Annotated in this window: 10 protein-coding genes; 6 read left to right on the forward strand and 4 right to left on the reverse strand. The window is 38.4% G+C overall.

All coding sequences use genetic code 11. From position 1 onward, the window contains the following. The first annotated feature begins 111 nt into the window (after window positions 1-111). From VJ937_RS04780 to VJ937_RS04790, 3 genes are all read left to right on the forward strand, one after another. Window positions 112-786: a hypothetical protein gene (locus VJ937_RS04780; protein WP_324065754.1), complete on the forward strand. Its 675-nt coding sequence runs from the start codon at window positions 112-114 to the stop codon at window positions 784-786. 79 nt (window positions 787-865) lie between these two features. After that, a complete protein-coding gene (locus tag VJ937_RS04785; RefSeq protein ID WP_324065755.1) occupies window positions 866-3,391 on the forward strand; it encodes a DNA translocase FtsK in 2,526 nt (841 codons plus the stop codon). Window positions 3,392-3,409: 18 nt separating this feature from the next. Beyond that, window positions 3,410-4,066 carry an outer membrane lipoprotein carrier protein LolA gene (locus VJ937_RS04790; RefSeq protein ID WP_324065756.1) on the forward strand — a complete coding sequence of 219 codons (657 nt, stop codon included), beginning with the start codon at window positions 3,410-3,412 and terminating at the stop codon, window positions 4,064-4,066. Between the two features lie 65 nt (window positions 4,067-4,131). Here VJ937_RS04790 and VJ937_RS04795 read toward each other — a convergent pair whose 3' ends face one another. From VJ937_RS04795 to VJ937_RS04805, 3 genes are read right to left on the reverse strand one after another with little or no spacing between them, the layout of a single operon-like run. Next, window positions 4,132-4,512, reverse strand: a complete 381-nt coding sequence (locus tag VJ937_RS04795; RefSeq protein WP_324065757.1) for a response regulator — start codon at window positions 4,510-4,512, stop codon at window positions 4,132-4,134. 58 nt (window positions 4,513-4,570) lie between these two features. Further along, entirely contained in the window at window positions 4,571-6,916 is a 2,346-nt protein-coding gene (locus tag VJ937_RS04800; RefSeq protein WP_324065758.1) for an ATP-binding protein, read from the reverse strand. Window positions 6,917-6,939: 23 nt separating this feature from the next. Continuing rightward, window positions 6,940-9,300 carry a 7TM-DISM domain-containing protein gene (locus tag VJ937_RS04805; protein WP_324065759.1) on the reverse strand — a complete coding sequence of 787 codons (2,361 nt, stop codon included), beginning with the start codon at window positions 9,298-9,300 and terminating at the stop codon, window positions 6,940-6,942. 95 nt (window positions 9,301-9,395) lie between these two features. On the opposite strand from VJ937_RS04805, the gene VJ937_RS04810 reads away from it, so the two are divergent. The 3 genes from VJ937_RS04810 to VJ937_RS04820 all read left to right on the forward strand — a co-directional run bounded on the left by VJ937_RS04810 (window position 9,396) and on the right by VJ937_RS04820 (window position 14,053). After that, a complete protein-coding gene (locus tag VJ937_RS04810) occupies window positions 9,396-10,517 on the forward strand; it encodes a DUF819 family protein (protein ID WP_324065760.1) in 1,122 nt (373 codons plus the stop codon). A 248-nt stretch (window positions 10,518-10,765) separates the two neighbouring features. Continuing rightward, window positions 10,766-13,123, forward strand: coding sequence for a TonB-dependent receptor (locus tag VJ937_RS04815; RefSeq protein ID WP_324065761.1), 2,358 nt, complete (start codon window positions 10,766-10,768; stop codon window positions 13,121-13,123). Between the two features lie 9 nt (window positions 13,124-13,132). Beyond that, window positions 13,133-14,053, forward strand: a complete 921-nt coding sequence (locus tag VJ937_RS04820; protein ID WP_324065762.1) for a DUF4249 domain-containing protein — start codon at window positions 13,133-13,135, stop codon at window positions 14,051-14,053. A gap of 23 nt (window positions 14,054-14,076) precedes the next feature. On the opposite strand, the gene VJ937_RS04825 is transcribed toward VJ937_RS04820, so the two are convergent. Then, window positions 14,077-14,913, reverse strand: an 837-nt coding sequence (locus tag VJ937_RS04825) for an aldo/keto reductase (protein WP_324065763.1), incomplete at its 5' end; no start/stop codon positions are given.

Genomic DNA, 14,913 nt, shown 5'->3' on the forward strand with positions numbered 1-14,913 from the left:
ATATTGCTTCTGAATATTGTTTCTCCTGTTTTTAAATGATTCAACTTTTTTTCATAATACAAGGCCCAATTCGAAAGATTCCTTATCTTTAAATTTTTAACGGTTAGTTGCATGGTTTGGCTTAAGACAATTCTATTTTCACTTTTAATCATTGTTTTACTTAACGGTTGCACACGCAATCAGGAAGGCGTTATTGAATATAACATTAGCTATGATCAATCACCTGATGACAATCCCCTGATCAATCTTATGCCCACCTCTATGGATTTTTACTTTAAAGATCAAAAAGTACTTACGCAAATTCAGGGTTGGATGGGCATATTTAAAAGTACGCAACTATCCGACCTGGATGACAGTACGAATGTACTCATGATGAAATTACTGGACAAAAAGTATTATTATGTGCGGCATTTGAGAGATGCCCCGCTGGCTTTTGAAACGCTGGATATCAAAAGCATAGAATACCTCAAAAAAGACACTGCTTACAAAGGTTTTAATTGTAATCATGCCAGAGTTTACATGAATGACAGTGCTGCTACAGAATTTGATTTGCTGTATACAGACGAAATTAACATACCAAGTCCCAACCGGAATAATCCATTTTCGGAAATCCCGGGCGTATTAATGCAATTCAGGATGGAATTTAAAGGTATTTCCCTGCAGCTCGATTTTAAGGACTACAGAGATACGGTTTTTCCTGAAACAACTTTTGCAATCCCCTCCAGCTATGAAAAAATTTCAAGAAAAAAGATGTCTGATTTCTTTAATGAACTCAATGCCATGTAGTGTAATAAAGAGCGGCTCGATTTACTTTCAATATCGATTATTTCTTATATTTTTGCATACGCTAAAATGAAAGTTGAAGATGGCCCGAACCAGAAAAAAAAGAAAAAATAGTTCATTTGCAGATGAACGCCTCCGATTAATTACAGGCCTGTTGTTTGTATTCTTTTCCCTTTTTGCATTGCTGGCTTTTATATCATATTTCATGACCTGGAAAGAGGATCAAAGTCTTGTAGACCTGAGTATAGGGGAAATATATGAGCAATCAGGTGCTGAAATTGGAAATTGGGCAGGAAAAGCCGGGCTTGTGCTTTCTTCTCTTTTTATACACAAATGGTTCGGTATAGCATCGCTCGGTTTTTTGCTTATCACTTTTCTGGCCGGACTGCATTTGTGGAAAATAAGACCACTACCCTTTTGGCAAACAACCAAAAACACACTCATCATAATTATTCTGGCTTCAGCATTTTTGGGCTACTTTTTCGGCGACAGGTGGTTTATCCTTGGTGGCGGACATGGTTATTTTATTACCCAATGGCTGAATACGATGCTGGGTAAAGCAGGTACCATTCTTTTCCTTCTGCTCATCACCTTTGTATTTGTGCTCTATCGTTTCAGGCAATTATACCTGATGCTGAGGAATAAGGTTGAAAACATCAGGTCTGGCCATAATAAAGCCCAGGAGGAACAACCCGAAGAGGCCCATACTGATGATGCATACCTGAATGAACCACCACAGGAGGATTTCCAATCAGATGAAGCCGATACAAGCGAGCACATTGACAATGAGAAAAAAGATACGAACAACAATATCGATTTCGAGGTAGAAGAAGCCCAAAACGAGGAAGAGCAGGTTTATGAACGGGAACCGGAAAGCGCATCCGCTGAAGAAATTGATAATGATGCAAATCAAAAACAGGGTAACGGCTTTGATGACAACCTTATGGACATCAATGTTAGCTATAAAGGAGATGAAGAAGCAACGCCCGGGCAACGGGAAAAAACGCAGCAAGAAGACGATCAGGAGAATGAAATAGGCATGGAAGTGGAACAAACTAAGGATGAAGAGGTTGTAAAAAAATCAAAACCACTTGAAAGGCAGGGCAAATATGATCCACGCAGAGATCTGGAGCATTATAAAATGCCCACCTTCGACATGTTACCTAAAATTGAACAAAAAAATTCACCACAACGGGTTAGCCAGGAAGAACTTGAAGCTAACAAACAACGAATTGTAGAAACACTTGGAAACTACAACATTACCATTGACAAAATTAAAGCTACCATTGGCCCCACTGTTACTTTATACGAAATAATTCCCGCACCCGGAGTGCGTATTTCAAAAATAAAAAACCTCGAAGACGACATTGCATTAAGTCTTGCCGCGCTTGGAATAAGAATTATCGCACCAATGCCGGGAAAAGGAACAGTAGGAATAGAAGTGCCTAACCAAAATCCTGAGATTGTGTCGATGCATTCAGTCATTGCATCAAAACGCTTTCAGGAATCAGAAATGCAATTACCTGTAGCGCTTGGTAAAACCATTACAAATGAAACTTTTGTAATGGACCTCACCAAACTCCCTCACTTGCTTGTGGCTGGTGCCACAGGACAAGGGAAATCGGTTGGTCTAAACGTTATTCTAACAAGTTTACTTTACAAAAAACACCCATCAGAACTTAAGCTTGTACTTGTCGACCCCAAAAAAGTAGAACTATCGCTCTACAATAAAATCGATAAACATTTTCTGGCCCAGGTACCAGATGCCGAAGAGCCCATCATTACAGATACACAAAAGGTTATTGATACGCTCAACTCCCTGACAGTTGAAATGGATAACCGCTACGATCTGCTCAAAAATGCACACGCCCGAAGTTTAAAAGAATACAATAAAAAATTCATTGAGCGAAAACTGAATCCGGAAAATGGACACCGCTTCCTACCCTACTTTGTTATTGTGGTAGATGAGTATGCAGATCTCATCATGACTGCTGGTAAAGAGATAGAAATGCCAATTGCCAGACTTGCGCAAAAAGCCAGGGCCATTGGTATCCACCTTATTATTGCTACACAGCGACCAACAACCAACATTATTACCGGTGTAATTAAAGCTAATTTCCCGGCGCGTATAGCATTCAGGGTTATTTCTGGTGTCGATTCCAAAACAATTCTCGATGGTCCGGGCGCCAATCAGTTGATTGGACGTGGCGATATGCTGATATCGACCGGAGCAGAACCGCTTCGTTTGCAATGTGCTTTTGTAGATACCCCGGAGTTGGAAAAAATAATGGACCATATATCCGAACAGCAATCTTACGGACAACCATACGAATTACCAGAGCTACAGCACGAAAGCAGTGGTGCCGGTATGGCAGATCTCGAAAAACGTGATGCACTTTTTGAGGAAGCCGCCCGATTAATTGTAGTGCATCAGCAAGGTAGCACTTCACTAATTCAACGAAAATTTTCTATTGGGTACAACCGTGCAGGCCGTATCGTAGATCAGCTAGAGGCTGCAGGGATTGTGGGACCCTTCGAGGGATCGAAAGCCAGACAGGTTTTAATACCCGATGAATACGCTTTGGAACAACATTTGAGTAAAATATAAAAATTTAAACAATCAAGTATGAAATTATTATTAATGTGGGCAAGCCTCTTTATGCTGATTTTAAGCACTTCAGCACAACAAGATCCAAAAGCGCGTGAAGTTCTTGATGAACTTAGCGCTGCAACTAAAGCTTACTCAACAATCAAAGCTGAATTTACCTCTAAAGCTGTAAACAAAAGCTCAGATATGGAAGAGGAATACAAAGGTAAGCTTTGGCAAAAAGGCGAAAAGTATAAGCTCAACTTCATGGACGCCATTACCTATTTCAATGGTGAGCAAAAATGGGTTTATATGCCGGATGTAATGGAAGTAAACCTGTTCTCTGTTAACAGCGATATGGCTTCAGAAAGCATTTTCGATAATCCACAAGAAATATTTACCATTTATGAAGAAGGTTTTAAATACCTGTATAAAGGCAAAACTAAATTCAATGGCGAGGATGTGATCGAAATTGAGCTGGTACCTGAAAATACCGATCTTGAGTACTTTAAAATAAAGCTATATGTCAATGAAGCAAAAGACGAAATTAAAGGTTTTAAATACTTTTCGAAAGATGGTACAAGGGTTACAGTAACCATTGACAGCTTTAAAACCAACATTCCTATGAAAGACTCAATGTTTGCTTTTAACAAATCGGCACACCCCGATGCAGAATTAATCGATATGCGTGAATAGAAAATAGATGCACAGCATAAAAAAACGCCTGGTTTTGCCAGGCGTTTTTTGGTTTAAAATATTAATTATAGTGCATTTTCAATAGCTTTCTTTATATTATCAAAAGCATTATCGTCTTTTACCACATAATTTGCCGCATTTTCTCTGACAAAATCATAGACCAAATTTCCATCCTCCTGGCCCGATAAAATAATAACCTTGACTTTGCTGTCGCGCTTTTTGATCTCTTTCAACACATCGAGTCCATTCTTCGCATTTGGGTTTTCACTATTCAGGAAATAATCTAATACTATAATATCCGGTTTAAGGTGCAGGTGATTCAAACATTCTTCACCCGATTGAAATCCAACGATATTGTATTTGTCTTCATCAACTAACGACTCCTTGAGCATTTCAAGAAAAATAAAATCGTCATCGACAAGTAATATTGTGCTTTTGTCACTCATATTTATTCGTTTTTCACAAAATTAAAAAAATATACGCATTGTTCACGTCAATAAAATGTTAATTATTCACAATGGTTTTAATTTCTTCTTCAACTTTAGGCCATTGCTCTACTAATGTATTAACATCATTTAGTAAAGGTTCAACATTACCATTTTGTTTAATAGTTTGTTCAATATTTTTTGCACTTTCAAATAATTTTTGGCAACCCAGGTAAGTCATTTTAGGCTTAAGGGCATGCGATCTGGCACGGGTTACATCATAATCACCTTTCTCATAGGACCTTGCAACTTCGTCAATTTCGTTCTGAACACTTGCCAAATACATTCTGAGAATTTTTTGTATGCGTTTATAATCGCCCTTATAAATCTTTTCAAGGTAACTCAGATCGATGTATTGATAATCACCCTTTTCAGATTTGGGTGCATAGGTTTTTAACTCTGATTCGCTATTCTCAAATTTATCAAGTATTGATTTAAATTTTTCCCCATTCTTTACTTTTTCCTGTATCTCGTCACTTGCGTAAAAAGTAATTTTATGCGTAAGTATTTCCGGCGCAAAAGGTTTAGAGATATAATCGTCCATGCCAACCTCTATAAAATGGTCGCGTTCATTTTTGAGTGCATGGGCGGTCATAGCTATGATGGGAATATTTTTAACTTCATAGGGCATATCTTCCCGAATGTATTTGGTGGCCTCAATACCATCCATTTCGGGCATTTGAATATCCATAAATATCATTTGGAAAGACTTCTCCCTTAACAAGTCAATTACTTGTTTTCCATTCTCTGCAACTTCGATTTTAATTTTATCTTCCCAGTTTTTAATGGTATCAATAGCCAATTGCCTGTTTATCTTATTGTCTTCAGCTAATAGTAACCGAATATTTTCAGGCTGTTTAAGCTGATTTTCCGTATTGGCCGATTGGCGTTTTATACTTGAAAAATGCCCTATTGTGAACGGTAGATAAAAAGTAAAAACCGACCCCTTTCCTACCTCACTGCTTACGAAAATTTCTCCGTTTTGCAGCTCTACCAGTTGTTTTACAATTGCCAACCCCAAGCCTGTACCGCCATATTTACGAGTAGTTTCATCTTCGGCCTGGGTGAAACTGTTAAAAATACGGCTTATTTTTTCTTTCGAAATACCAATACCATTATCTTTTACTTCGAATTTCATCTCTACTTCGGTTTCAGAGCGTCTTTTTTCTGAAACCCGTAGTTCAACAACACCTTTACTTTCTGTAAATTTTATAGAGTTACCTATGAGATTCATCAATATCTGATTCAAGCGTGTTGGGTCGCCAATAAGCACTTCAGGCAAATTAGGATCTACATAATGTTTTAGCTCAAGATTTCGCTCATCGGCTTTTACCTGCATGGTATTAATCAAGTAGTCGATCTGTTCGGTAAGCAGGAAGGAGATATTTTCAAAAGTCATCTTACCTGCTTCAATCTTAGAGAAATCAAGAATATCGTTCAGTACAATTAACAGGTTATCGCCCGATGCCTTAATATTTCGCAAATAAGCGAGTTGTTTCTGGCTCGGACTCATTTGAATCAAAAGGTTCGTAAAACCGATTATAGCATTAAGAGGTGTTCTTATTTCATGGCTTGTATTGGCAAAGAATATCTCTTTCATTCGCGCATGATGCTTAATCTCTTCATTGGCATTTTTGAGTTCTTCTTTTTGCTTATTAATAAGTTCCACCGCTTCCTGAAGTTGTTTCCTTTGCCGTTCGTTCTCAAGCAGGGCTTTTTGTAGTTGTATGTGGTGTTTACTGCTGTGCTTAAAAGCTTTTTCAAGTTCTACTTTCTGATCTTCAGTATCTTTCTTATCAGCCACCAGTTGTATATGTTCTTCCTGCATCTTTGTAAGCCTATGCTCTTTTTCGGCTATTTCTTCTTGCATTTCAGTGGTCTCATGCAGTATCAGCACAATTTTTTTACTGATATCTTTGGTATCATCAGCTGAAAAAAGAGTGGCATCGTAATGATGTATCTTATCAGTACCTTTTATATTCAAACGAAATTTTTGAGGTGTATCCTTTACAAGGAGTTCATCTAAATAATTCAGCAAATTGGTATTCGTGAATACCTCATCAAGTGGTTTTGAATTAAGTTCTTCTAGGAGGTTCAGTTCAAAAAAATGCTTTTGAGCCATTTCATTCATCCCTACCAATTGATAGGAAAAATCATAGAAAAGCGTAATTAAATTTATTTTATTGAATGTGGCAAGGGCCAGTGTATTATTCTTACTGCCAAAGCCAAAATTAGTTTTTCGGCTTTTGAGGTTTTCTACTATGAGCCAAATAACCAATGCAGTAATTACAGCCAATAAGACATATATAACAGGCATTTCGGCTAAAAAAGATGCGATAATATACAATATATTTAGTATTTCCATATGTAATTTTTAATACAAAATTCTCATAAGCGAATTCCCACAATTAATACATCATCTATCTGCTCCCAGTCTTTTTTCCACTTTAAAAATATTTCATCAACACGTTTTTTTTGTGCTTCGATTGGTAAATTTACGATTAGACTCATCATTTTTTTGAAACGCTTATATCTGAATTTTTGGCCTTTCTCTCCTCCAAATTGATCGGCAAATCCGTCAGAGAACAAATAAATCATATCGTTCTCTTTATAATCAATCTCCTGCGTTTCAAATTTTACAGGTATGGATTCTTTCGCCAGTGTACCAGCAGAAAATACATTTCCATCGTAAATATACAACTCATTATCTCTTAAAAGATACAATGGATTTCGTGCACCTGCAAAATAAATTTTCTTTTGGGCCGGAACAATTTTCACCAGGGATAAATCCATTCCATCTTTTAAATAATCGGCATTCTTTTGTTTGTTGAGCGTATTAATTGTTACCTGATTAAGATGGTGTATGATTTTTCCTGGATCTGCAATATTTTTGCTATTAACAGCATCGTTGAGTCCGTCTTTGGCAATGATCGACATCAATGCACCGGGCACCCCATGCCCTGTACAATCCACAGCTGATACCATATGAGCAGTCTCGCCATTTTGCTCTTTTGAATCGAACCAATAAAAATCGCCGCTTAAGCGCTCTTTGGGGCGAAAATAAATAAAACTATCCGGAAAAACCTGCCTGATGCTCTCCAACGGAGGAAGTATAGAATTCTGAATGCGCTCTGCATAGATGATAGAATCGGTAATGTCACGATTCTTAATTTCTAATAGATGATGTTGTTCCTGTATTTTATCGCTCTGTGCCCTAATCTCTTCGTTCTGGGTCTCAAGAGTCTTATTCTTCTCGCTAATTTCTTTAAACGACTCCTCCAGCTTTTGTTGCTGTTGTTCATTCTCTACCATAGCTTTTTGGAGCCGTACATGATCTGCAGTAGACTTTTTAAAAGCTTTTTCCAGCTCCTTATTAAGATTTTCCATCTCATCGCGTTGGCGGTGCAATTCCTCCGTTATAGCCTTGTTTTCCGCCATATGTTCTTCCAGCTGAGCATTTTTATATTCAAGGGTTTGTGTGCGTTCAGCAACTTTTTTCTCCAGTTCAGCATTGTGCTGTGCTGTCACTTTATTCAGCTTTTCAAGGTTTCGTATATTGTTTTGCTGCGCCCTTGAATGGCTAATCTGAAGTCTTTTATAATAAGACAAGGCGACTAATGATAATTGTATGATCACAGCAATTTTTATCACTGCCTGAAAATCATTATACCCATATTGTGTTAAATAATGTTGGAGACCAAATAGTGTTACGATGATAAATGACATCAGCATGGCCCATTTAAAATAGACATGGCTGGCATCAGCAATTTTATATTTTCGTTGATGTAACACAATGCCTGCAATTAAAAGAATGGAAACAAGCATTACAAAATTCATGGTTATTTGCACATTAAAATTGAAAATTAACGCAAGTGCAAAGATCAGCACATCGCCTGCTAATACACCATATAAAATTTTTCTGAAAAAATTGTAATGATTGTAAAACTTAAAATACTGATAGGCAAGGCCAGCAAAAGCCGCAATAATAATGAAAGGGAAAACTTTCGTTACATAACTTGTAACTGCAGGTGTTTCAAAAAATAGATATTGTAATGCAAAGCCATCAAGTAAAAAGAAAAGTAGCATAAATGACAGCATATACAGCATATAAAAAAACTGGCTGCGCACGTCGAATTTAAGAATAAAAAACAATAGTGCAGTTAGTAATAAAGTGAAGAAAATGCCATAGAAAAGACCAGCCTGCAAATTATCTACTGAAGTTCGTTGATTAAATCCTTGTTGGTCATACAATGTTACAGGGACCTTTATCCTGTTATTTTTATTGATAATTTTAGTGAAAATGGTGTATTTAATGCCCGGTTCCAGCATAAAGCGCTGTACAAAAAACCGCGATTTAATGCTTCGTTGATAAAATGGAAATTTGGCGCCGGTTTGTTTTTTATGAATAAGTAATAACTCCTTTTTAATATAGAAATGTATCTCCTGAATATTGGCATTACGATATTCCAGTAAAATACTTATGGGATATTGATTTACATTGCGTATATCAAATTTAGTCCATATAACACTGTCTCTGGCGTTGATATTAAGCAGCCGCTGATTATTTTCAGTAAAGAGATGATCAATAAAAAGTACATCATTAATGTCTCTGAAAGCAGTTCCTGGCTTAAATATTTTAATTTGCTCTGAAATATCAATCTCACTTTGCTGATCAAATAAAATTTCATTATCTGCATCAGAATAAAGGGGTAAGCTAAACAGAAGGACCCAAAAAAATAAAACGCGCATTGGTAATTAAGTGTTTTGGGAAAGATAATATTTCTTTTTTTGTTACACAAGGGTAAATAATTGCTATTTTTGGCGCTTTTAAAAGGCATATGGAAATGGTTATTCATTATATTTTACTTGCTGTTTTCTATCTGACTATACCTTTTATCATATATTTCCTGGTCAATAGGTACGATATATTTCGTAAGACCGGCAGTATATTTTTAGCCTACATCATTGGTATTTTGGCAGGTAATGTGGGTATGATCCCCACAGACCTTTATAATTTTCAGGAAACCTTTTCAGGAGTGAGTGTTCTGTTGGCTATCCCATTGTTGCTGTTTACGGTAAAAATAAGAGCACTTTTGCATACCACAGGCCCTGTATTGAAATGCTTCCTGGGTGGCCTTGTGGCTGTAATTATCACTGTAGCCAGCGGTTATTTAATATGGGGCCATATGCAGCCCGATATGTGGAAAACTTCAGGTATGCTTGTGGGTGTTTATACAGGGGGCACGCCCAATTTAGCAAGCATCCAAACAGCTTTAGATGTAGCACCCGAGCATTTTGTACTGTTGAATACTTATGACATGCTTTTGTCGAGCATTTACCTGCTTTTTTTATTCACGCTTGGTAAAAAATGGTTTGTAAAATGGCTGGGGAAGTCCGAACAAGATAAGCTGGTAGAGGCCGAAAGTATAAAAACCTACAATTACAAATTGACATCGTATGCCGGATCAATTGGCATGGCTGTTTTGATTGTAGCGCTGGCTGCAGGCACTTCATTCCTGTTCTATGGCGAAGTGCAGATGTTGTACGTTATACTGGTTATTACAACTTTATCACTTTTATTGTCGCTTGTGCCCAAAATAAATGGCAACGGCAGCTCAACAAATGCCGGCATGTATTTTATACTGGTATTCAGCGTTGCAGTAGCCTCAATGGCCGATATTAGTCGTTTTCAGGAAGTAGCCCCGTTTCTTTTAAGATACCTGGCCTGGGTTGTTTTCGGGAGTTTATTGCTTCATTTGCTTTGGTGCCGTATTTTCAAATTAAAAGGCGACCTGATGATGGTCACTTCTGTAGCACTAATCTGTTCTCCGCCCTTTGTTCCGGTAATAGCCGGCCAAATTAATAATAAAAACCTCATTGTTGGTGGACTAACTGTAGGGCTCATTGGTTATGCCATTGGCAACTATCTGGGTATTACGCTTGCATGGATATTGAAAATCATTTAAAATATATTTTAACACAATAGGTTTTAGCATTATTATAAAACAGTTATAAACTATTTTGCAGACCCATTTTATATCAACAATATTTTTGATTGCAATCAGTTATATGCTATTTTTGATTAAAACACAAAATGAAAGCTCCGGGAATAGTCTGTTTCTAAAAGATAAAAACTACATGGAGCATAAAATTTTAAAAACTAATTGTCTATAAATAAAAACCCTACCTGACCATCTTAAACTAAAACTAACAAATGAAAACAAGCCTGGCAAGTTTTATTACTTGCACCTTCTTTAGCATTATATGCAGCTCTGCTTTATTAGCTCAAAATTATACAGTCAGCGGTTATGTCAGAGATGCAAACTCTTCTGAAGCATTGATCGGTGCCAATGTTTACGATTCAGCCACCTATCAGGGAACCATTACAAACAATTACGGGTTTTACAGTATTAGCTTGCCTCCCGGCCGCCACACCATTACATATTCATTTGTAGGTTACGCCCCCATTCGAAAGCAAATAGACCTGCAAGGTAATCGCATAATGAATACTGAACTAACTTCAGGTGAATTGCTCGAAGAAGTAGTGGTAAAAGCAGATGCCCGTGATTTGGTCGAAAGCACTCAAATGAGCAGTCACCGCATTAAAATGCTGGAAATTAAAAAAATGCCTGCGCTGTTTGGGGAGGTCGATATCATGAAAAGCATACAAAAACTGCCCGGGGTGCAGTCGGGTAACGAAGGTTTTTCCGGAGTATTTGTCAGGGGCGGCGACCCAAGTCAGAATTTGATTCTGCTGGATGGCGTACCCGTATACAACGTGAACCATCTGTTTGGTTTCTTCTCGGTTTTCAATGCCGATGCTATCAATGATGTTAAGCTGATTAAAGGAGGGTTCCCTGCACGTTATGGCGGACGACTTTCATCTGTGATCGACATTCGAATGAAGGAGGGCAATATGAAAAAACTTCAGGTAGAAGGAGCTGTCGGACTGCTTTCTACCAAATTAACTGTCTCAGGTCCCATAATAAAAGACAAAACATCATTCATTGTATCTGGTCGGCGCTCCTATTTCGATCTTTTTGGGCGGGCCTACACCACCTTTAAAAAGACCGATGCAACCGGTGGATTTTGGTTCGGTGATCTTAGTGCCAAAATCAATCACAAGTTCAGCGATAAAGATCGCTTTTACCTCAGTGCTTATTTAGGTGAAGACAAGTTTTACTTTTTGGGAGATACCGACGATCAATACAGTAGTGAGCGATACGATGTAGGCCTCAAATGGGGTAACACCACCTCTGCCCTGCGTTGGAACCATGTTTTCTCTGGAAGACTATTTAGCAATACAACTGTTACATATAGCCGTTTCAGGTTTTTGAATGAGTTGGAGTTTGTTTTTGAAGATAAAATGTCGGACCAATATTTCTCTCACCGCCAGGAATACCTTTCGGGTGTCGAAGACCTGACCATAAAAGAAGATATTGACTTCTATCCCAATACGCAACATCAAATTAAAATGGGCGCCGAATACACTTACCACAAATACAGCCCCGGGGTGAGTAGCAGAAAAACTGAAGCTACCGACATAGAAAATTTCGACGACAAAAAAGGTAGCAATATTTATGGACACGAAATAGCCCTTTTCGTTGAAGACAACTGGGAGATCAATGATGTTTTCAAAACCAACCTGGGTTTACGATACAGTCATTATTTTGTAAGCAACAGAAGCTATAGCAGCATTGAACCACGATTTAGCCTGCGTGGCAAACTGTCCAATTCATTTTCACTGAAAGGATCAGTGGCCAATATGAAACAATACATTCATTTGCTTACCAACAGCTCTATTACACTGCCCACAGATTTGTGGGTGCCGGCAACCGAAAAGGTTCCGCCACAGAGCAGCTGGCAATATGCACTAGGGGCAAACTGGATGGTCGATAACACATTGAATTTTAATCTGGAAGGTTACTACAAAGACATGACCAACGTAATTGCTTACAAAGAAGGTGCACAATTTGTACCTACTGATCAAAATTGGCAAAACAAAATTGCCAGTGGGCGGGGCTGGTCTTACGGCTTGGAGTTTTTGGGTGAAAAAAACTGGGAAAACACCAAACTGTCGCTGGCATATACCCTCTCGTGGAGCTACAGAAAATTTGATGAAATAAATAACGGTGAATCCTATCCATTCAAATACGACCGAAGGCACGACATCAATCTCTCGTTCACGCACAAATTTAGTGAACGTTTCGACGTTGCACTAAACTGGATCTACGCCACCGGCAATGCTTTCACTATTCCCTTCGAGTCTTACCAGGATCCGGGAGACCCTTTCCACAATTATTCATATTACTACGATGAGTATGTGACTGAGTTCGATAGCCGCAATAATTATCGCGCGCCGGCATATCACCGCCTCGACGTGGGCGTTAACCTGCATAAGGAGAAAAAATGGGGTTTTCGCACCTGGTCATTCTCTGTTTTTAATGCATATGGCAGATACAACCCCGTTTTTATGATCGTGGAAGATGATGATTCGGGAGATATGGTCCTTACACAATACACCATTTTCAGGTTTGTCCCTTCAATTAGTTACCGGTTCAGATTTAAATAAACCAATATCATGAAAAATATACTTACCATAATTTTACTGTTTGCTCTGTTCTCATGCGAAAAAACCATTCCCATTGAAATAGATAATGTGGAACCCCGGCCGGTGGTAAATGGGATGTTCGAGAATGGAAAACCGCTGAAAGTTGAACTATCCAATTCTGTACTTGTAGGTAATGAAGGGGATATCGGTAATTTGGAAAATATCGACATTGAACTATTTACCAATGATACATTTCAGGAGCAACTTATTTATGAAAGTGATGGAAACTATTATTCATCAAATGCAATGGAAGCAGGGAATAATTACCGTATCGAATTTAACGCCCTGAATAAGAACATTTCGGCCTCATCATACCTGCCAGATTCAGTACCCATAGTCCGAATCGACTCTATTGTTCCAACCACCATTAGTGTTGATCAGTTTGGAGCTATAGAATCGGCCCTGGGCATAACTTTCACATTTGATGATTTACCCGGAAACCATTACTATTTGATCGATATAGCAATCATAAGCGATATACAACAAACCACCACAGACAGAGTATGGCTTTTCTATTACGAAACCGATTATATGGGGCTCAATACAGGTATTGGAAACAATGCTGAATTCAATGTATGGGAATACCTGCGCTTTCCGGATGATGAATTTAACAACTCCCGGAAAACTTACAAATTCGGCATTGTGTATGAAGAATATGATGTGGATGAATGGGTTGAACAAAATGCCCGGTTTGAGCTCTACTTTTACGCACTCGATCCGGATTTATATTTATACCTCCAAACACGTGATGTTTTTTGGAACACCAACGAAGATTTCTTCGCCGAAAGTGCCAATATACATACCAATATTAATGGAGGACTCGGCATATTTGCCGGTGCAACACTTGTAAAAAAAGAGATAGATTTGCTGGGCGCAATTGGCAAAGAATAATCCCTGGCAACAAGTTTATTGTATTACCAGTTTTTGTCGGCTATTTCAGGCCAAATATGTTGTTCGTAAATTTGCCGGATTTGGTTCATTTGTTCTCCGGTTAATTCAGGATGATCAGACGCTGATATATTCGAACGAACTTGCTCAACTTTCGATGCTCCGGGAATTATGCAACTGATCTCTTTAAACATCAGTATCCACTTTAATGCCATAGCCGGCAAATTAGCATTTTCAGGAAGCACCTGTTTGATTTTTTCCACAACCTCAAGCCCTTTCCTGAACTCTACTCCGGCAAATGTTTCGCCATAGTCAAGTGCATTTTCTTCGCTAAATCCACGGTGGTCACCTTCATCGAAGGTAGTCGAAGGTGTGAATTTTCCGGTCAATAAGCCGCTGGCCAAAGGCACGCGAGCTATAATTCCCACATTTCGTTTTGTAGCTTCGGCAAAAAAGTGCTCAGAGGGTCGCTGACGCAACATATTGAAAATAATCTGTATTGTGGATACATTATCATATTCTATTGCTTTTAATGCCTGATCTACTGTACCTGCACTTACACCCAAATTCTGTATTTTTCCTTCTTTTTTGAGCGTTTCAAACAAATCAAATATTTCGGGCCTGTAATAAGTTTCATTTGGCGGACAATGTAATTGTATGAGGTCAAGCGTTTCCAGGCCCATGTTTGTCAGACTATCCTCAACAAAATTTCGTAATGTGGCAGGTTGATAAGCCTGATCAATATGTGGATTCAATCGCCTGCCACATTTTGTGGCTACATAAATGCGCTCACTGCGCGAATGCACCAGGCGACCAACGGCCTTTTCACTTTCCCCATTTTCATAAACATCGGCCGTATCAAT

Source organism: Salinivirga sp. (assembly GCF_035268865.1).
Taxonomy (GTDB): Bacteria; Bacteroidota; Bacteroidia; order Bacteroidales; family Salinivirgaceae; genus Salinivirga.

What these genes read in the sequence shown, in the direction of transcription:
- VJ937_RS04780 (WP_324065754.1), top strand. Translation starts at nt 112, where the DNA reads ATGGTTTGGCTTAAGACAATTCTATTTTCACTTTTAATCATTGTTTTA.
- VJ937_RS04785 (WP_324065755.1), top strand. Translation starts at nt 866, where the DNA reads ATGGCCCGAACCAGAAAAAAAAGAAAAAATAGTTCATTTGCAGATGAA.
- VJ937_RS04790 (WP_324065756.1), top strand. Translation starts at nt 3,410, where the DNA reads ATGAAATTATTATTAATGTGGGCAAGCCTCTTTATGCTGATTTTAAGC.
- VJ937_RS04795 (WP_324065757.1), bottom strand. Translation starts at nt 4,512, where the DNA reads ATGAGTGACAAAAGCACAATATTACTTGTCGATGACGATTTTATTTTT.
- VJ937_RS04800 (WP_324065758.1), bottom strand. Translation starts at nt 6,916, where the DNA reads ATGGAAATACTAAATATATTGTATATTATCGCATCTTTTTTAGCCGAA.
- VJ937_RS04805 (WP_324065759.1), bottom strand. Translation starts at nt 9,300, where the DNA reads ATGCGCGTTTTATTTTTTTGGGTCCTTCTGTTTAGCTTACCCCTTTAT.
- VJ937_RS04810 (WP_324065760.1), top strand. Translation starts at nt 9,396, where the DNA reads ATGGTTATTCATTATATTTTACTTGCTGTTTTCTATCTGACTATACCT.
- VJ937_RS04815 (WP_324065761.1), top strand. Translation starts at nt 10,766, where the DNA reads ATGAAAACAAGCCTGGCAAGTTTTATTACTTGCACCTTCTTTAGCATT.
- VJ937_RS04820 (WP_324065762.1), top strand. Translation starts at nt 13,133, where the DNA reads ATGAAAAATATACTTACCATAATTTTACTGTTTGCTCTGTTCTCATGC.